This is a genomic window from Nitrospirota bacterium (genome assembly GCA_004296885.1).
Lineage (GTDB): Bacteria > Nitrospirota > Nitrospiria > Nitrospirales > Nitrospiraceae > SYGV01.
Window position 1 is genome coordinate 1 of the sequence record SCVN01000002.1, and the last position, 17,366, is coordinate 17,366.

General features: G+C 61.2%; 16 protein-coding genes and 1 tRNA gene. 8 read left to right on the forward strand and 9 right to left on the reverse strand.

The features are described 5' to 3' along the window. The 3 genes from EPO61_00320 to der all read right to left on the reverse strand — a co-directional run. The coding region (locus EPO61_00320) for a hypothetical protein (GenBank protein TAJ10978.1) at positions 1-502 on the reverse strand (502 nt) is incomplete at its 3' end. Positions 503-584: 82 nt separating this feature from the next. Beyond that, complete coding sequence (locus EPO61_00325) at positions 585-989, reverse strand: transcriptional repressor (protein TAJ10762.1); 405 nt, start codon at positions 987-989, stop codon at positions 585-587. A 78-nt stretch (positions 990-1,067) separates the two neighbouring features. Next, the gene (gene der, locus EPO61_00330) at positions 1,068-2,387 is read right to left on the reverse strand and encodes a ribosome biogenesis GTPase Der (protein ID TAJ10763.1); all 1,320 of its coding nucleotides are present in this window, start codon (positions 2,385-2,387) and stop codon (positions 1,068-1,070) included. A 116-nt stretch (positions 2,388-2,503) separates the two neighbouring features. Between der and EPO61_00335 the strand changes: the two genes are divergently transcribed. Both EPO61_00335 and EPO61_00340 read left to right on the forward strand, forming a co-directional pair. After that, the gene (locus EPO61_00335) at positions 2,504-4,048 is read left to right on the forward strand and encodes a peptidase C14 (protein ID TAJ10764.1); all 1,545 of its coding nucleotides are present in this window, start codon (positions 2,504-2,506) and stop codon (positions 4,046-4,048) included. Positions 4,049-4,065: 17 nt separating this feature from the next. Next, positions 4,066-4,764 carry a haloacid dehalogenase gene (locus EPO61_00340; protein ID TAJ10765.1) on the forward strand — a complete coding sequence of 233 codons (699 nt, stop codon included), beginning with the start codon at positions 4,066-4,068 and terminating at the stop codon, positions 4,762-4,764. 19 nt (positions 4,765-4,783) lie between these two features. On the opposite strand, the gene EPO61_00345 is transcribed toward EPO61_00340, so the two are convergent. Next, the gene (locus tag EPO61_00345) at positions 4,784-8,011 is read right to left on the reverse strand and encodes a PAS domain S-box protein (GenBank protein TAJ10766.1); all 3,228 of its coding nucleotides are present in this window, start codon (positions 8,009-8,011) and stop codon (positions 4,784-4,786) included. Positions 8,012-8,211: 200 nt separating this feature from the next. On the opposite strand from EPO61_00345, the gene EPO61_00350 reads away from it, so the two are divergent. From EPO61_00350 to holA, 3 genes are read left to right on the forward strand one after another with little or no spacing between them, the layout of a single operon-like run. Beyond that, positions 8,212-10,653 carry a leucine--tRNA ligase gene (locus EPO61_00350; GenBank protein ID TAJ10767.1) on the forward strand — a complete coding sequence of 814 codons (2,442 nt, stop codon included), beginning with the start codon at positions 8,212-8,214 and terminating at the stop codon, positions 10,651-10,653. Next, positions 10,584-11,354: a hypothetical protein gene (locus tag EPO61_00355; GenBank protein TAJ10768.1), complete on the forward strand. Its 771-nt coding sequence runs from the start codon at positions 10,584-10,586 to the stop codon at positions 11,352-11,354. The genes EPO61_00350 and EPO61_00355 overlap by 70 nt, the downstream gene beginning before the upstream one ends. A gap of 18 nt (positions 11,355-11,372) precedes the next feature. After that, positions 11,373-12,425, forward strand: a complete 1,053-nt coding sequence (gene holA, locus EPO61_00360; GenBank protein TAJ10769.1) for a DNA polymerase III subunit delta — start codon at positions 11,373-11,375, stop codon at positions 12,423-12,425. A gap of 22 nt (positions 12,426-12,447) precedes the next feature. Here the strand turns inward: holA and EPO61_00365 are convergent, their stop codons facing one another. Beyond that, entirely contained in the window at positions 12,448-12,723 is a 276-nt protein-coding gene (locus EPO61_00365; protein TAJ10770.1) for a 30S ribosomal protein S20, read from the reverse strand. A gap of 114 nt (positions 12,724-12,837) precedes the next feature. Between EPO61_00365 and EPO61_00370 the strand changes: the two genes are divergently transcribed. The 3 genes from EPO61_00370 to EPO61_00380 all read left to right on the forward strand — a co-directional run bounded on the left by EPO61_00370 (position 12,838) and on the right by EPO61_00380 (position 14,350). Further along, positions 12,838-13,170, forward strand: coding sequence for a hypothetical protein (locus EPO61_00370; GenBank protein ID TAJ10771.1), 333 nt, complete (start codon positions 12,838-12,840; stop codon positions 13,168-13,170). Then, the gene (locus EPO61_00375) at positions 13,167-13,886 is read left to right on the forward strand and encodes an orotidine-5'-phosphate decarboxylase (GenBank protein ID TAJ10772.1); all 720 of its coding nucleotides are present in this window, start codon (positions 13,167-13,169) and stop codon (positions 13,884-13,886) included. The genes EPO61_00370 and EPO61_00375 overlap by 4 nt, the downstream gene beginning before the upstream one ends. Positions 13,887-14,273: 387 nt before the next feature. Further along, positions 14,274-14,350, forward strand: a tRNA-His gene (locus EPO61_00380). 137 nt (positions 14,351-14,487) lie between these two features. On the opposite strand, the gene EPO61_00385 is transcribed toward EPO61_00380, so the two are convergent. From EPO61_00385 to EPO61_00400, 4 genes are all read right to left on the reverse strand, one after another. Next, on the reverse strand, positions 14,488-14,832 hold the full coding sequence (locus tag EPO61_00385) for an XRE family transcriptional regulator (GenBank protein TAJ10773.1): 345 nt from the start codon (positions 14,830-14,832) through the stop codon (positions 14,488-14,490). Positions 14,833-14,837: 5 nt separating this feature from the next. Beyond that, the gene (locus EPO61_00390) at positions 14,838-15,188 is read right to left on the reverse strand and encodes an addiction module toxin RelE (GenBank protein TAJ10774.1); all 351 of its coding nucleotides are present in this window, start codon (positions 15,186-15,188) and stop codon (positions 14,838-14,840) included. Positions 15,189-15,393: 205 nt separating this feature from the next. After that, a complete protein-coding gene (locus EPO61_00395; GenBank protein TAJ10775.1) occupies positions 15,394-16,404 on the reverse strand; it encodes a hypothetical protein in 1,011 nt (336 codons plus the stop codon). A gap of 360 nt (positions 16,405-16,764) precedes the next feature. Continuing rightward, entirely contained in the window at positions 16,765-17,067 is a 303-nt protein-coding gene (locus tag EPO61_00400) for a hypothetical protein (protein ID TAJ10776.1), read from the reverse strand. Positions 17,068-17,366: the final 299 nt, after the last annotated feature.

Below are 17,366 nucleotides of genomic sequence, written 5' to 3' on the forward strand. Positions count from 1 at the left end.
CCTTGAACAGTTTCCGGTAGCCGGGAATTTTCTTCATCTTGGCGACCATCTCGTCATGATTGGCAAAGCCATGCTCGACGGGGTTGACAAGCGGCCCGACCGACTGCTCCTCCAACGTGGCGGCCCGGCCATCCCAGAACTGGGCCTTGCTGAACAGCCGGTTGAGCGACGCGGGCGCGCTGCGGCCTCCCTTGAGCCCGTGGATGCCGGCCGACACCGGCTTGCCGTCCGTGAAGGCGAATTGCGCCATGTGGCAGCTGGCGCAGGCGATCGTATTGTTTTTCGACAAGCGCTTGTCGAAAAACAGGAGCCGTCCCAACTCGATCTTGCCCTTCGTCAGGGGATTGTCGGCCGGGATGACGATGGCGCTCTCGTCCAGACCGAAGGGGAGCTGCAACTTGTAGTTCCCCGTGGCGGGCGATACGGCCCCGCGCGCCGCGTCGGACGGGAGCGCGCTGCCTGGCCCCAGCGCCGTCAACAAACATGCGGACAACAGGATCATCAACGGTTTGAATTTCATTGCGAACCTCCTTCCCAAATCCTGCAACAGGCCATGTGATGTTCGACACATGCCGCGCAATCGTTCAGCGGCATCGGGCGCATACTCCTTCGACGACTAGGCGCACCTCCTCGACCTGGTAGCGCTTAAGACTCTTGCGCACACGATCGGCCGTCATCAGCGCATAGGGCATGTCTTCCACGTTCCCGCACCGCAGACACTTGAAGTGGTGATGCTGAGACACGTTGGGGTCCACGCGTGTCTTGTCCTGCTGGATCAGCACTTCCTGGAGCATGCCGGCCTTCACCAGCGTCTTGATCGTGTTATAGACCGTGGCGCGGGAGATATAGGGAAAGCGCTTGTGGACCTTGCGATAGACCTCGTCGGGCGAGGGGTGATCCGTATTGCCCTGGAGAAATTCCAGGACGGCCGCCCGCTGGGCCGTGACCTTGACGGATTTTTCGATGAGATGTTGGGCCGGCGTCTTCATGGTGATTAGACTAATTCTAACTTAAGAATTTGTCAAGTCATGCGGCGAGCCCTGGGCGCATGCGCCAAAACACGGCGCTTACTTCTTGCGCACGAGAATGCGGAGGGGGGTTCCGAGGAAGTCGTATTGTTCCCGCAGGCGGTTTTCCAGGAACCGGAGGTAGTTTTTAGTCACGTCGTCCGGGTGGCCCACGAAGAGCGCGAAGGCCGGCGGTTTCGTCGCCACTTGGGTCATGAAGACGGATTTGATCGCCTTGCTGGGCTTGCCCTTGCGGACCGGGAGGGGATTCTCTTCCAGAATGGCTTGCAGGAACTTGTTCAGCGGTCCGGTGGGCACGCGGACCGTGAAAGCATTGACCACCCGATCGATCAGCCGGAAGATCTCGCGCACCGAGTCCGGCTTCATGGCCGAGCCGTACAGCACCGGCGCCCAGGGCAGGAACGGGAACTTCCGCTGGAGTTCGGCCTCGTATTCCTGGCGGGCCTCCGGGTCGCTCTCGCGCAGGTCCCACTTGTTGACCACCAGGATGCAGGCGCGGCCTTGCTTCAGGGCGAGCCCGGCGATCTTCGTATCCTGTTCGGTGATGCCCTCGACCGCATCCAGCAGCAGGACGGCGATGTCCGACCGGCCCATGGCTTTCAGAGCCCGGGCCACGCTGAAGCCTTCGATGCCCCGTTCGATCTTGCCGCGGCGCCGGATGCCGGCCGTGTCGGTGAAGACGTACTTGCGGTCCTGATAGGTCACGAGCGTATCGATCGGATCGCGCGTGGTGCCGGCTACGGCGCTGACCAGGACCCGATCTTCCCCGAGGAGGCTGTTCACCAGCGTGGATTTGCCGACATTGGGGCGGCCCACCACGGCGATGCGCGGCAGGTTCGCCGGGCTCTGGTCGGTTTCCCCTTCCGGCAGCAGGTGATGGAAGGCATCGAGCAAGTCATCCACCCCGATGCCGTGCTCGGCCGAGACCGGGAAGAACTGGCCCTGTCCGATCTTGTAGAAGTCGGCCATCAGAGCCTCGGCTTTGAGCGTGTCGATCTTATTGATCGCGTAGAACACCGGCTTGTTGATGCCGCGCAGAAGGGTGACCACTTCCTCGTCCGGAGGCGTCAGACCCGCGCGCCCATCCATCACGAAGATCAGGATGTCCGCTTCCGCGATCGCGATCTGCGATTGGCGCTTGATCAGGGCCAACATGCCGTCGGCGGCAGCCGGGTCCAGTCCGCCCGTATCCACGAGGCGGAACGGCCGGCCCCGGTAGGTCCCGTCGGCGTAGTTGCGGTCGCGGGTCACGCCCGGCACGTCGTCCACGATCGCGGGCTTCCCGCCCAGGATGCGGTTGAACAGCGTGGACTTGCCCACGTTGGGCCGGCCGATGATGGCGATCAATGGTGCAGACATGGCAACGGACCGTACCACAGGGGTTTCGACAAAGACAAGAAACGTAGGAGGGGGCAGCGTATAATAAAGGCGGTTGAGGCCTCGGGCGATTCATTGCCGGTGTGCGAGGAAGTGCCATGAAGCCACGGATCAGAATCATGCTGGGCCTGGTGTTGTTCGCAGGGCTGTCGAGCGGCTGCGCGTCGGAGTTGTACAATGCGGCGGAGCGGGGCGATCTCAAGGCCGTTCAGACCCTGGTGGGTCAGGGGGCGGTCATTAACGAGGCATCGGGTATTGACGGAGAGGTGCCGCTGGTCGGGGCGGCGCAAAACGGCAAGATGGAAGTCGTGCAGTTCCTGCTCAGCCACGGTGCAGATGTGAATAAGGCCGATGACTTTGAACGGACCGCCCTACATGCTGCGGCTGCCGGTGGACATCTCTCGATTGTGCAGCTGTTGCTGGAGCGAGGAGCCAACGTCAACAGTCAGAATCGCTTCAAGTTTACTCCCTTGTCCTCGGCAGCTTCAGCAGGCCATGCACAAGTCGTGAAGTTATTGCTCGATCGAGGGGCGGACGTCTCGATACCCGATTACTGGGGTACGCAGCCTCTCTGGTGGGCGGTGAGAGGCAATGGGAATGCCGAGATCGTGCAAATGCTGTTGGAGCATGGCGCAGATCCGGGCGTCAAAGGCAGGGAAATCGATATCATGCAGGACTGGCGCCCTCCCTTGACGGTCGCGCAGGAGAAGGGCAATACCAGGGTTATCCGGCTGCTTCAACAGGCCGAGGCTCGGCTATTGGGAGCGGCCGATGCCCCGTCGGTGCCCACTGCGGCGCCCGCGTCACCCGCACCAGCAGCCGTCCCGGCGAGCGACGTGGACCAGCCGCCGGCTGTACGTGCGAAGCCCAGGGAGAACGCCTACGCAGTCGTCATCGGCATCGATACCTATCGCAATAAGCTTCCGAAGGCCGACTATGCCTCCCATGATGCCGAGATTATGGGTACCTATCTGACGAACGTCATGGGTTATGAGGAGGAGAACGTGGCGGTGCTGCTCAATGACCGAGCCGCCAAGACCGACTTGGAAAAGTACATCGAACATTGGCTGCCCAAGCGAGTCGAGCCGGGGGCCTCAGTGTTCATTTATTTTTCCGGGCACGGCGCGCCCAATCCCAAGACCGGTGATGCCTACCTGGTGCCCTACGACGGAGATCCGGCCTTTGTGGACGCGACCGGCTACCCCTTGAAGCGGCTCTACGACCAGGTGGGCAAGCTCCAAGCCAAGGAAATCGTCGTCATGTTGGATTCTTGTTTCTCCGGCGCGGGCGGCCGATCGGTGATCGCCAAAGGGATGAGGCCGATGGTCCTCTCGGTGGAGAATCCGGTCCTGGCCGGAGGCAAGACGGTCGTGCTGGCGGCCAGCCAGGGCGATCAGGTCTCCAGCACCTATGACCAGAAAGGCCACGGACTCCTGACCTATTTCTTCCTCAAAGGGTTGCAAGGGGAGGCCGATCGAAACAAGGACGGGTCGGTGGATCTGGCCGAGCTCTTCAGCTATCTGAAGCCGCAGGTGGAACGGAAGGCCAGGCGGGACTTCAACAACGAACAGACCCCGCAGCTCCTCGGGAGCCCCGAGCTCTTAAGGCGAGGCGTCCGCCTGGTCGAACGGGCCGGGCCGTAACGTATGCTCTTGCTGCAATGACTTCTCACCCCTCACCCCTCGCCCCTCACGTCTTCGATTGGGATGCCGTGGACGACGTCCTGCTGGACATGGACGGGACGTTGCTCGACCGGCATTTCGACAATTTCTTTTTCGAAGAAGAATTGCCGCGACGCTATGCGGCCAGGCATGGGCTCCCGTTCGCGGAGGCCCTGGCGAAGCTGCTCGCCATGTACCGGTCGGTCGAAACGGAGCTGGCCTGGACGGACCTCCATTATTGGTCCCGGCTGCTGGACATGGATCTGGTGGCGCTGACCAAAGAGTTCGACCATTTGATTCGCTTTCTGCCGGATGCGGAAGACTTTCTCGCCCACCTGCGCGAGCAGGGCAAGCGCGTCCATATCGTCACGAACGCCCATGCAAGCGGGATTGCGATCAAGGCCGCCAAAACCGGCGTAGACCGACACGTGGAACGGATCGTCAATGCCTTCGAGGTCGGCTACCTGAAGATGCGGCCGGAATACTGGCCCGTCTGCCGGCAACTCATCGGCTTCGATCCCGCCCGGTCCCTCTATATCGACGACGACGAATCCTGTTTGGCCGCCGCGCAAGCCTTCGGGATCGGCCACATCGTCCACCGCTCCACGTCCAGCTCGCAGCTCCCGCCCCAACCGTCGTCCCGTCACCGGTCCATCGAGACGTTTCATGTGCTGATGAACCGAGGCCTCCCGCGCTAGCCCTCATGAATGATGCGGGCTAGGAAGAGGCATCCAATAGGTCGCGGACTTTGTGGAGGAGCGTCTGGGGCGGCATGGGTTTGGGCAGAAACGCCGCCTGCGCGTCGTGGATGCCTTGGTGTAGGTTTTGATCTTCGGTGTAGCCGGACATGTATAAAACCTTGAGCTCTCGACGGGCCGACGTCAATCGGCGTGCCAGCGCGTGACCGCTCATCTCGGGCATGACGAGGTCGGTCAGGAGGAGGTGAATCGGACCGGCATGTTGTCCGGCGAGCGCCAAGGCTTCCGCCCCGTTCTTCGCTTCCAGCACCCGGTAGCCCTGCTCTTCCAGCACTTCGCGAACCAGTGCACGGACGGTTGGTTCGTCCTCGGCCAGAAGAATGGTTTCGGAACCGCGGGTCGATCGGTGTGACGGCTCCGAGGGTAACGATGGTTCCGGTGCTTGCGCCACCTGCGGAAGGCAGACCGTAAACGTGGCGCCCTGACCCGGCTCGCTGGATGCCCAGATGGCTCCGCCGCTTTGCGCCACGATCCCATAGACCGTCGCGAGCCCAAGCCCGGTTCCTTTCCCCACGTCCTTCGTCGTGAAGAATGGCTCAAACAGGTGGGCCAAGGTGGCCTTGTCCATGCCCTGGCCGGTATCGGTGACGATCAGCTGCGCGTAGACGCCGGACGGAAGGTTGGAAGGCTTGCCGGCGTCGCCCTGGTCGAAGGTCGCGTTCACGGTTGCGATCGTCAGCCGGCCTCCGTTCGGCATGGAATCCCGTGCGTTGAGAGCCAGGTTCATGATGACTTGCTCGATCTGACCGGGATCCGCCTTAACCGGGCCGAGGTCCTGGCTCAAGGCCGGCACCAACTCGATATGTTCGCCGATCAGTCGTCGGAGGATCGGGTCCATGGCGAGTATGGAGTCGTTGAGGCACAACACCTTGGGTTCCAGCACCTGCCGCCGGCTGAACGCCAGCAACTGTCGGGTCAGCGACGTGGCCCGGTCGGAGGCCGTCTTAATGTCGCGGACATACCGGCTCAGCGGGTCCTGGAGCTCAATCCGGCACCGGATGAGGTCGCTGCACCCGCCGATCACGGTCAACAAATTATTGAAGTCATGTGCAATGCCGCCGGCCAGCCGCCCGACCGCCTCCATCTTCTGCGCCTGGCGCAGCTCTTCCTCGAGACGCTTGCGGTCGGTGATGTCCTCGGACAGACCCAGCAGATAGCGGGGCACACCCTGCTCATCCAGGATGGGAATCTTTTTGGTATGCAACAGTCTCTGGCCCTTATCCTTGGTTTGGATCGGTTCTTCCGGAATGTCCAAGAGTCGACCGTCAGCCAAGACTGCCCGATCCATGGCCGTGAAGAAATCGGCTTGCTCTTTCGTGAAGAAGTCGTAGTCGCTCTTCCCGATCAAATCCCCACGCAAGTAGCCGATCAAGTCCTCGCCGGCCTTGTTAAACAGTACGAACCGCAGATCCTGAGCGTCCTTCACAAAAACCATGCCGGGAATGTTCTCGACGATTGAGTTGAGGAAAGCCTGGAGCTGGCGCAGGGCTCCTTCCGCTTGCTTGCGTCCGGTGACGTCTTCCTGAACGCACACCCAGTACGTCTTGTTTGATATTGCCAGGGCGGTGATGCGGGCAAACGTCGTAAAAGGCGTGCCGTCCTTCTTGCGGTTGCCGAATTCGCCGGACCAGACCCCCCGCGCCTTCAGTTGCTCGACCACGTCGCCGACGATCCGCGAGTTTTCGTCCGGGGGATAGGCGTTCAGAGCCGTGACGTGTTGGCCGATCAGCTCGCCTTGTCGGTATCCGAACATGGCATCCTCGGCCGGATTGGTGTAACGGATAAACCCCTGTTCGTCGGATAGGCTGACGCCTTCCGCCATGCTCTCCAGCACGCGAGATTGCATTGTGAGCGCTTCTTCCGCCCGCTTGCGTTCGGTGATGTCGAAACAGGCACCGATAAACCCCGTGAAGCTTCCCTCCAAGTCGTGGAAGGGGCCTCCATAATCGGTAATGTACCGGTATTCGCCGTCATAACGGCGCAGCCGATACTCCAGGATGAACGGTTCACGGGCGTGAAATGCTTTCAGGTAGTGTGTAATGCATCGGTCCACGTCATCGGGATGCACGCCTTCGGCCCAGCCGTTCCCCAGTTCCTGTTCCAGCGTTCGACCCGTGAAGGTCAGCCAGGTGTTGTTGAAATAGTCGCACTTCGCGTCCACGCCCGAGCGCCATATCATCGCCGGGAAATTTTGGAGGATGCCGAGATAGAAATCACGCGATCGGGCGAGCAGTTTCTCCGCCCGCTTGCGTTCGGTGATGTCGCGCACGAACGCGCAGTGGTACTCGCGTCCCTCGAAGGAGAGGTATTTGACGTTGATCTCGATCGGGATGCGCCGGCCGTCCTTGGCGCGATGGGAGGTTTCGAATACCGCTCCCCCTTTTTCCTTGGTAGCGGCCCAGTAGGCCGGCCACATGTCCGTGTGGAAATCGGGGTTGATGTCGTGCACGGTCATGCGACACAATTCATCTTTGGAGTAACCCAGCATGACGCTGGCCGCTTCGTTGACCTCCATGATCTCGGCGTGCGGGTTGACCCAGTAAATTGCGTCACTGGCCTGCTCGATCGTAAATCGGGCCAGCCGCAAATCTTCGTCGGCTTGCTTGCGCTCGGTGAGGTGGCGATCGCGCTCGATTTCCAGGGCGATGCGCTGACCGAAAATGCGCAGGACCTCTTGATCCTCCTCGCTGAACTCCCGCGGTTTGTCGTCCAGAAGGCACGTGACCGCGACGACACGGTGATCGTTGGCCAAGGCGGGGAAGCCGCAATAGGCGTAAGCGTCATGCTCCTGGAGAAAAGTCGCCTGTGGGAATCGCTCCATGACGCGGTCGAAGATTTGCACGTCCCTGGTGCGCTCGACAGTGGCGCAGGGCGTGACGGCCAGCGGACAATGTCCCGCATCCGTCATGACCTGGCCGTTGATATAGACGGCCTTGAAGTACAATTCTTCCCCGACGATTTCCGATAAACAGACCACGCGCACGTCGAACGACTCGCCGATCATGCGCGCGGCCTGCGCGAAGACCTCCAAAGGATCCCCGGACAGGGTCATGCCGAGCGCATAGAGCGTTTGCAAGTGCGCGAGGTGCTTGGTCTTCTGCGAGGCGGCGGTGCGAGATGCCTGCGGCTTGCGCACTGCGGGGCGGGGTGAGCGTTTGGTCACGGAGGGGCGTTTCTTCCTGCTCATAGGAACTGGTGCGGCAAAATGAAGGCCGTAGCCTAACAGGCGATCACCGATATGTCCAGTTGGCCGCAATTGGCCTTCATGGTTCGTCTATGTTAGATTCGCGTCGCAACAACAGTCTGAAAGTCGGCAAGTCTTAACGTCATAAAGTCTGTCGGACTTGAAGATTTTTAGACTTTATGACTTTTGGACGTTCTTGATTCATGAGCAAAACCTACGACCATCGGGCGATCGAAGCCAAGTGGCAGGCTTACTGGGAAATGCACCGGACGTTCCGCGTCACGGAGGAGCCGGGCAAGCCCAAGTTTTACTGCCTCGACATGTTCCCTTACCCCTCCGGCTCAGGCCTGCACGTCGGTCACCTGGAGGGGTACACCGCCACGGACATCGTCTCCCGCTACAAACGGATGAAGGGCTTTAACGTCCTGCACCCGATGGGCTGGGACGCCTTCGGCCTGCCGGCGGAGCAGTATGCCGTGAAGACCGGCATCCATCCGGCCACCACGACGGCCCAGAACATCGCCACCTTCCGGCGCCAGATGAAACGCGCGGGGCTGTCATACGATTGGGAACGCGAGTTCAGCACGACCGATCCGGATTATTACCGTTGGACCCAGTGGATCTTTCTGAAACTCTTCGAGCGGGGCCTGGCCTATGTGGCGGAAGTGCCGGTCAACTGGTGCCCGGCCCTGGGGACCGTCCTGGCCAACGAAGAGATCGTGGACGGGAAGAGCGAGGTCGGCGGCTTCGAGGTTGTCCGCAAACCCATGCGCCAGTGGGTATTGAAGATCACGGCCTATGCGGACCGGCTGTTGGACGACCTGAAGCTGGTGGATTGGCCGACCAGCACGTTGGAAATGCAGAAAAACTGGATCGGTCGCTCGATCGGCGCCGAAGTAGAGTTTCCCCTGGCCGGGGTCAATGGCAACTTGCGCATCTTCACCACCAGACCGGACACTCTTTTCGGTGCCACGTATATGGTGTTGGCGCCCGAACATCCGCTGGTGGAGGCGGTGACGACGGCCGAGCATCGCTCCGAGGTCACGGCCTATCGGGAGGCTGCGGCGCGCAAGAGTGACCTGCAACGGCAGGAATTGGAGAAGGAGAAGACCGGCTGCTTCACGGGCGGCTATGCGATCAACCCTGTGAACGGGGAGCGGCTGCCCGTCTGGATCGCCGACTACGTGCTGATGAGCTACGGCACCGGCGCCATCATGGCGGTGCCGGCCCATGACGAACGGGACTGGCAGTTCGCCCGCACCTATCGGTTGCCGATCCGGGAGGTCATCGCCGGAGGGAACGTCGAACAGGAAGTGTTCGTGGACACGGGGCGTGGGATCGTCGTCAATTCCACCACGCCTGACGGGTCCTTCTCGATCAATGGTCTCCTGCCCGCCGACGCGATGCCGAAGATCACCGCCTGGCTGGAGTCTTCGGGCAAGGGCCGCAAGGCCGTCAACTACAAGCTGCGCGACTGGCTTTTCGCGCGGCAGCGCTATTGGGGCGAACCCTTTCCCATTGTCTGGGTGGACGGAGAACCTCGCCCCCTTCCGGAGGACCAATTGCCGCTGCGGCTGCCCGAATCCACGACCTTCAAACCGTCGGGGACCGGCGAGAGCCCGCTCGCCAACCTGACCGACTGGCTCGCCACCCTCGATCCGGCCTCGGGCAAGCCGGCCCGCCGCGAGACCAACACCATGCCCCAGTGGGCCGGCTCTTGCTGGTACTACCTGCGCTTCATCGATCCGAAGAACCAGAGCCGGTTGGTGGACCAGGCCAAGGAACGGTACTGGATGCCCGTGGACCTCTACATCGGCGGGAGCGAGCACGCGGTCCTGCACCTGCTTTACTCGCGCTTCTGGCACAAAGTGCTCCACGACATCGGCGTGGTGAGTACTCCGGAGCCGTTCAAGAAGCTGGTCCACCAGGGGACCGTGTTGGGCGAAGACAACCAGAAGATGTCCAAGTCGCGCGGCAACGTCGTGAACCCGGACGACATGATGGACCAGTTCGGGGCGGACGCCGTGCGTCTCTATGAAATGTTCATGGGGCCCTTGGAAGCGGCCAAGCCTTGGAGCAGCAGGGGCGTCGAAGGCATCACGCGCTTTCTGGACCGGGTCTGGCGGCTGGCGATGGACGAGGAGGGGCATCTGAGCAAGGCCGTCACCGGAGCCGAGCCGGCGCCGGATCAGCTGCGGGTGCTCCATCAGACGATCAAGAAAGTGACCGAGGATATCGACGCGCTGCGGTTCAACACGGCAATCGCGCAAATGATGGTCTTCACCAACGAGATGACCAAGCTCGAGCAGCGGCCGCGGGCTCTGTTGGAGCCGTTCCTCCTCTTGCTGGCGCCCTTCGCCCCGCATCTGGCCGAGGAATTGTGGGAACGGCTGAGCAAGCAACCCAGCGTCTCCGAGCAGCCCTGGCCGGCCTATGATCCGGCCCTGGTCGTGAGCGAGCGGTTGGAAATTCCCCTCCAGGTGAACGGGAAGCTGCGGAGCAAGATCGAGGTCGCGGCGGATGCCAGCGAGGCGGAGATCGTCGCACTGGCGCAGCAGGACCAAAAGCTCGTCGAGTGGCTTCAGGGCAAACCGCCGCGCAAAGTGATTTATGTGCCGAAGAAGCTCGTCAATTTCGTCGTCTAGTCAGCCGACGAACCGTGAAAAGTGAAAGGTCAACAGTGAAAGGTCTGGTAGGAAGTCGGCTCAGGGTGCCATTCGCTCTTTACTTTTCACTGTTCACTTTTTACTTTTTACCGTTCACGGCCGGTTGCGGCTATCAGTTCCGGGTGGAAGGGGCGGGGCCGGTCGTGGGCGGGAAGCCGTCCTCCGCCCAGACCGACAAAACCGATAAGCCAAAGGGGCCGACGCCGAAGCTGGCCATCGCTCCGTTCGACAACCATACCTTCGAACCGAACCTCGAACAGAAGTTCACCGCCTACACGAGGCACGAATTTTCCGCGGGCGGCGGGGTGGAGGTCGTCAACGACAAGGTCGCCGCCGATCTGTTTATGAAAGCACAGATCGTCAACGTCGTCACCCCCTCGCTCAGCTTCAACCAGAACGCCACCTTCGAGCAACGGGTGACGGTGACCGTCAAGGCCACAGTGCAGGATCTTCGCCAAGGGAAAGAAATCTGGACGCAGCAATCCATCGGGGCCGGCGAGTTCTTCCTGACGAACGATTTGCAGTTCAACCGTGTGCTCCAAAACCGGGCGCTGGAACAGGCGGGCCGACAGATCGCGGCGGATCTGGCCACGCGCTTCCTGGCCCGCTTGGACAATGGCCCCACGAAGGCCTCCTCAAATCCGGCAACTCCGCCGGCCGCCCGTCCCGACGCCAAATAGGGAACACCGAGGGCTCACGTGCGACTCCAGGACATCGTTTCCACCATCGCGAAAGACGGGGCGGCGCCCCTCTATCTGGTCACCGGCGAAAAGCGGGGAGGCAGGAAAGACAGTTTCGAGGTGGACGATTATCTGGTGGACCAGGCGGTGGCCGCGATCAAAGCGGCAGTGCTCGGCGGGGCCGAGGGGGCGGACCGCAGCGGCACGGAAGTCTTCAACTACGATCTCCTCTATGGCGATGAAACCGACGCGTCGGAGATCCTGGCCCGCGCCGGGGAGGCCCCCGTCTTCGCGTCGCGCCGGTTGATCCTGGTCAAGACGGCCGACAAGTTGCCGGCGGCGGAAGGGGAAAAGCTGTTGTCCTACCTGGCGGAGCCCTGCGAGACCACCGCGCTGGTCTTCGTGGCGGGGAAGAAGATGGACGAGCGGCGGAAGTTCTCCCAAGCGCTCATGAAGCGCGCGGTCCTCGCGGACTGTGCGCCGCCGCCGGAGGGCCAGTTGCCGGCCTGGATCAAGGCGGAAGCGAGCCGGGTCGGGGTGAAGGTGGAAGACGAAGCCGTGCTGTTGCTCAAGGACATGGCTGCGTCGTTGAAAGACATGGCCGGCGGTTCCCTCTACCTGATCCGACGCGAGCTGGAGAAGCTGGCGGCCTACGTGGGCGAAGGGGCCGTCGCGCGCGCGGCCGACGTGCAGACCCTCAAGGGCACGGAACCGGGCGCCTCGGTCTTCGACTTGACCGGCGCAATCGGCGCGCAGAATCGGGCGCAGGCGCTGCGCATCCTCGCGCGCAACCTGGAAGCGGGAGAAGATCCCTTGCGCATCCTGGGCGCGCTGGCCTGGCAATATCGGCGGATGTGGAAGGCGAAGGAGCAGGGAGGACAGTGGGGGAGGGAGTCGGACCTGGGCCGGTCCTTTTCAGAGGCCCGCCTCCGGTCGGCCTTCGAGAAGTTTGCGGAGACGGATTCCAAGTTGAAAGGGGCAAGCGGCGGCTCCAAGACCCGCGTGCTGGAAACGCTGCTGCTGGACCTCTGCGCGCGCCCGAAGGAAGCCGGGCGCGGCGCCTCGCGATGAGAGGATCGCGATGAACGGGGAGTTACTTCGCGGCGGCGAGGGCGTTGACCTTGACGGTGAGACGCGAAATCCGTCGGGACGCGGTGTTGGGCTTGAGAACGCCTTTGCTGACGGCCTTCCCCAGAGCCGACGCGGCTTCGCGCAACCCGGCCTTGGCTTCGTCGGCCTTTTTCTCCTCCACAGCGGTCAGGACCTTCTTCAGAATCCCTTTCACCGAACTCTGGATGGTCCGGTTCCGCTGGTGGCGCTTGATGGCCTGACGGGCCCGCTTAATCGTTGACTTGTGCACAACTGGCATGGGATGTTCTCCGTTGATTCTGAGTGTAAAGGAATGTTCTTGTAACATAGGCATGGCGGCCCGGTCAAGCGGCCGGGCGCCGGGAGCGGGATGCTCCCCCAACGCGAGGGAATCATGAGCAAACCCATCACAACCCTGATCCTGGCCCTTGTTCTATCGGCGGTGCTGACGGCCTGCATGGGCTTGCCGGACGCCTACTTCAAGGAGAACGTCGGAAAAGCCACACAGGACGAGGTGACGGCCCGCTTGGGCCGCCCCGATCACCGCTATGCATTGGACAACGGCGAGACCAAGTGGATCTATATCATCCACGTGAGCACCGCGACCTACCTGACCTATGCGAACCGGGACGCGGAAGTGTGTTACAACTACGAGCTGCTCTTCGACGACAAGAAGGTGCTCAAGAGTTGGCAGACTAACAACAAAGACTGCGGAGCCATCAATTGATGACCAAGATTGCCGCTCATGACCGGTTGATTCTGGCCCTGGACGTGCCGTCGGCCGAAGAAGCCGACCGGCTCATGCGCCGGGTGGAAGGGACGGTCCGGTTCGTCAAGATCGGGCTCGAGCTGTACACGGCGGCGGGCCCCGACATCGTCAAGCGCGCGCTGGACCGGGGGAACCGGGTGTTCCTGGACCTCAAGTTCCTGGACATCGACGAGACGGTGCGCCGGGCCACGGCCCGCGTAGCCGAGTTGGGCGTGGAGTTCCTGACCGTCCATGCCAACCGCAAGGCCTTGAATGCTGCCGTCGAGGGGCGGGAAGAGCATCCGCTCAAGTTGCTGGCCGTTACCGTGCTCACGAACTTCGACAGCGCCGACCTGCGCGACATGGGCATCCAATGGAGCGTGGCCGATCTGGTGGTGGCGCGGGCCAAGCTGGCCGCGGAGCTGGGCTGCGATGGCGTGGTGGCGTCGGGCGAAGAGCCCGCCATCATCCGCCGCAACGTCGGGCCCAAGCTGCTCATTGTCACGCCCGGCATCAGGCCGGCGGGCAAGGGGCTGGACGACCATGCGCGGCCCACGACGCCGACGCAATCCATCAAGGCCGGGTCCGATTATCTGGTTGTGGGGCGGCCCATCCGCGACGCGGAGGAGCCGAAGGAAGCGGCGCAGGCGGTCCTGGCCGAGATGCAGGCAGCCTTCGACGCCCGTCCGGCCTGAGCCGGAAGTCCGGTTTTACGGTTCTTTTCTTCCATCACCAACAAATGTCTGCTCGTCTGCTATTTGGGGTGCGGCTCCGAGACGGCGTCTGTTTCTCCATGCATGGGGGCCGGGGTGCGCCGGAGGCGGATCGACCGTTCAGACCGCTCAAGAAACCCGCGTGACCGACCGATCAGGCAGGTGTGAGATGGGGGTTGGAGTTGTGCCACTCCGGCCATCGGGTGAAGGCGAGCGTTCCTCCCGCCTCCACCCGACCCATTCTCCCAGCCGACCTGGGCATGCAACCCTCATGCTTCCGTCCGGACACCCGGCGTGCCGTCTTGCGGCCCATCCGCCCATTTGCTAAGATGGCGGTCTGCCACGTATCCTCCGATACGTCCCCGGGTGGTGGGTGTAGCTCAGCTGGTTAGAGCGCCGGATTGTGGATCCGGAGGTCGCGGGTTCGAAACCCGTCACTCACCCCAAACTTCTGAATGGTCTAACTTCGTGATGGGTGGTCTGGTCTCCCATAAAACCTTATCTGTGACGTCTCCCAGGAAAATGACGGCAGGTCGAAACTAGAATAGGAAGCCGGCATCCGTGGCTTTGGGTGGTGGGAGTTTTAAGCAAACACAACGGAAAGCTTGCCGGTATGGCGATTGCGAGGTGTCGCTTTCACGACCACCTGCACGTCGCGACCGAGTCTAGTGAGACAATCCATCAAACGACGTTCCGAGACCCCTCGGAAGTTTCCTTTTAAGAGCGCAGACACTTTGGGTTGAGGTAGCCCGAGCAGTTGCCCCGCCTGCGTTTGAGTCAGGCCCTTTTGTTTGATCAGCTCGTCAATCTTCGTAACAAGTTGGGCTTTCATGAGCATCGCGTCGGCATCGCGGAAGCCCAGATCCGCATAGACGTTCCCGCTGCCTTCTTCGACTGCGACTCCATGAATGGATTTTCGTTTGCTCATGGTCCTTACTCCTTTGCCTTGGCCTCCGCTGCTTTCAACCGTTCACGAATCACGTCGATATCGTGCTTCGGGGTGCCGATTCCCTTCGTGGATTTCTTTTGAAACACATGCAGGACGAACACCTTTGCTGCAAAGCGAACAGTATAGACGGCACGATAGGTATCGCCTCGATAGTCCTCAACGACTTCTAAGACGCCGGCTGATCCGAAACCCCGTAACGGCTTCGCATCGGCATGCTTCTTTCCAACTTGCGCCAGATACAAGGCATAACCAAAGATGTCCTGAACATCCTCGGGCAGAGACCGGAGGTCTTTCTTGCTGCTCCCGATCCAATAGAGAGGTTTCACGTCCGTCATCGGCATTCAAATGTTATATCTAAATAGGTATAATGTCAAACTGACGTTCGATACAGGGCCAAAATCATGTTGCTCCTGGGTTGCGGATCTGCGGAAAAATGGCCCGAAATGGCCCATTCTTATCCCGCATAAGTGCTAAAACTCATTCACTCACCCCAATTCCTGCTGTCGATCCCTTTGGCAAAAATGCTGAAGTGACACGCCCTCACCCCTCACGCGCGAGCCCCGCTATCCGCCCTTCGCCTCCCCCGCGACCACAGCAGGCCTTGTATTTCTTGCCGCTGCCGCAGGGACAGGGCGCGTTGCGACCGATACCCTGGCGACGCGGAGGCACCAACGGGAGCAGCGATCCCGTGTCTTGGTGAAACATATCCCGCAGCATGGCGTACAAGACGGGATCCCGACGCTTCAACAGCTCGGGCGACGTGAAGAAATATTCGGCCAACACCGCGAAGAATTCGTGTTCGTTCGCGTAGGCATAGGGGTTGACGTGGGCTCGATGCCTCGACGGCCGATCCAGCTCCCGGGCGACGTACCGCATCCACTGCCGGACCGCCATCCAGGGCACCTCGGGCGGGAGCCCATACTCGCTCGCTTCCTTCTCGACCAGGTGCGCAAACTCATGTACCCCCACATTGTGCTTGCCTGATGGATGGGCGAATCCTGCCAGGAGGGCCGGCTTGGAGAGAATCATTACCCCGCTCAAATGGTGCAGGCCGACCATCCCAAGAATATTTTCATCGGACCTGCCCGTGCTCCGGTAGGCGTCGTCAAACGCGTCCGGGTAGATCAGCACCTCGCGCAGCCGATGGTATTCCCAGTCGTGGAAGCCGAAGATGGGGATCGCCGCGCTCGCCGCCACCAGCACCCGAATCGTCTCATCGACCTCCGTGCGAATGCCCGTGATCCGGACTTCGTCGAGAAAGATCTGCACCAGTTGCCGAAACCGCGCCTTCCCCACCTCGTCAAGGGCTTCGAAGAATGCGACGTGCCCGCGAAGAATCTGTTCCCAGTCCTCAGGAAACGGCTGCCGCATCACCGCCACCCGCCGGAGGCAGCGTCGCCGCACCAGCCAGTAAATGAGCGGACTGAGTCCCAGCAGGAGCCACAGAGGAGGGGAGAGCCAGCCTACAACTCCCCCCGCTAGGACAACCAGCCCAGCGGCCACGAGAGCCTGCCGCTGGTTTCGACCATTGGCCTCCGGCGTCACGAGCATCGTCGGGATCTCCTTGGTAAGGGTGCTGCCAGAGCCAGGATTCTACTGCAAACGAGGATGCGCTGCCGATGAGCGCGGCTTCGCCGCTCGGTCCTTCACGGTGCGTCTTGTGCCCCGCTTAAAATGGGGACAGGAGAATAATCCGTCGGGAATGCGGGAAACTCGGCGAAATCGGTTCAAAACGATCGTGATGGGAGCCAGTAGGGGACCTTCGAGCAAAGGATCAGCCGGTGATGCCCAGACTTCCCCTTGGGCACGAAGCCACGAAGACGCACGCATTCTCGTAGCTGGATGGTCAACGAGGCAAATACGCTGTCCACAAATTAACTGGGGCAGTATACAGAGGACCTGTGCCGGAACTTAGAGAATGACCTCGCATGCTTGCACAGCCACTTGAAGCGGGATCTTATGGCCATGGATGCCGACCATCTGATCGTGAAAGGCTCTGAGGGCTGCGGTGGCCTTGTCCGCTTGGTCGTCCATGAGGATGACGTCGAGCATGACATAATCCTCCTCCGTGAACGGAGTAGGCGGCACGGTGTCGTATATCCCACGGTGTGTCACGTTGCCGATCACCGTGTAGCGTGTGACCCCAGACTCCGTCAGCACAGCCCACACCTCATCTTGGATGTCCTCTTTGCAGACAATGGTGAGCGTCTTCATACCGACTCTCCCTCAAGAATGTATAAGCGCCGCGATAGCATGTGCTAGTCGAGCATGCGATCCGCGACTAGACGTTTCAATCGCTCATTTTCCTCCTCTAGTTGCCGGAACTGGCGGATGTCACTCACGTCCCTATGTACTCGTTTTTTTCATGCGTAGGCGGTGCCTTCGCTCACCCTCAACTGCCGGCAAATATCGCCGACGGACTTCCACTTTCTGCTTGGCGCAGCGTATGCACGACCTGAACCATTTGCGCATGTTAGTTTGAAGCTGTCGCTGTTTTTCTTGTGCATGTCAGT

What these genes read in the sequence shown, in the direction of transcription:
- EPO61_00325 (TAJ10762.1), bottom strand. Translation starts at nt 989, where the DNA reads ATGAAGACGCCGGCCCAACATCTCATCGAAAAATCCGTCAAGGTCACG.
- der (TAJ10763.1), bottom strand. Translation starts at nt 2,387, where the DNA reads ATGTCTGCACCATTGATCGCCATCATCGGCCGGCCCAACGTGGGCAAG.
- EPO61_00335 (TAJ10764.1), top strand. Translation starts at nt 2,504, where the DNA reads ATGAAGCCACGGATCAGAATCATGCTGGGCCTGGTGTTGTTCGCAGGG.
- EPO61_00340 (TAJ10765.1), top strand. Translation starts at nt 4,066, where the DNA reads ATGACTTCTCACCCCTCACCCCTCGCCCCTCACGTCTTCGATTGGGAT.
- EPO61_00345 (TAJ10766.1), bottom strand. Translation starts at nt 8,011, where the DNA reads ATGAGCAGGAAGAAACGCCCCTCCGTGACCAAACGCTCACCCCGCCCC.
- EPO61_00350 (TAJ10767.1), top strand. Translation starts at nt 8,212, where the DNA reads ATGAGCAAAACCTACGACCATCGGGCGATCGAAGCCAAGTGGCAGGCT.
- EPO61_00365 (TAJ10770.1), bottom strand. Translation starts at nt 12,723, where the DNA reads ATGCCAGTTGTGCACAAGTCAACGATTAAGCGGGCCCGTCAGGCCATC.
- EPO61_00370 (TAJ10771.1), top strand. Translation starts at nt 12,838, where the DNA reads ATGAGCAAACCCATCACAACCCTGATCCTGGCCCTTGTTCTATCGGCG.
- EPO61_00385 (TAJ10773.1), bottom strand. Translation starts at nt 14,832, where the DNA reads ATGAGCAAACGAAAATCCATTCATGGAGTCGCAGTCGAAGAAGGCAGC.
- EPO61_00390 (TAJ10774.1), bottom strand. Translation starts at nt 15,188, where the DNA reads ATGACGGACGTGAAACCTCTCTATTGGATCGGGAGCAGCAAGAAAGAC.
- EPO61_00395 (TAJ10775.1), bottom strand. Translation starts at nt 16,404, where the DNA reads ATGCTCGTGACGCCGGAGGCCAATGGTCGAAACCAGCGGCAGGCTCTC.
- EPO61_00400 (TAJ10776.1), bottom strand. Translation starts at nt 17,067, where the DNA reads ATGAAGACGCTCACCATTGTCTGCAAAGAGGACATCCAAGATGAGGTG.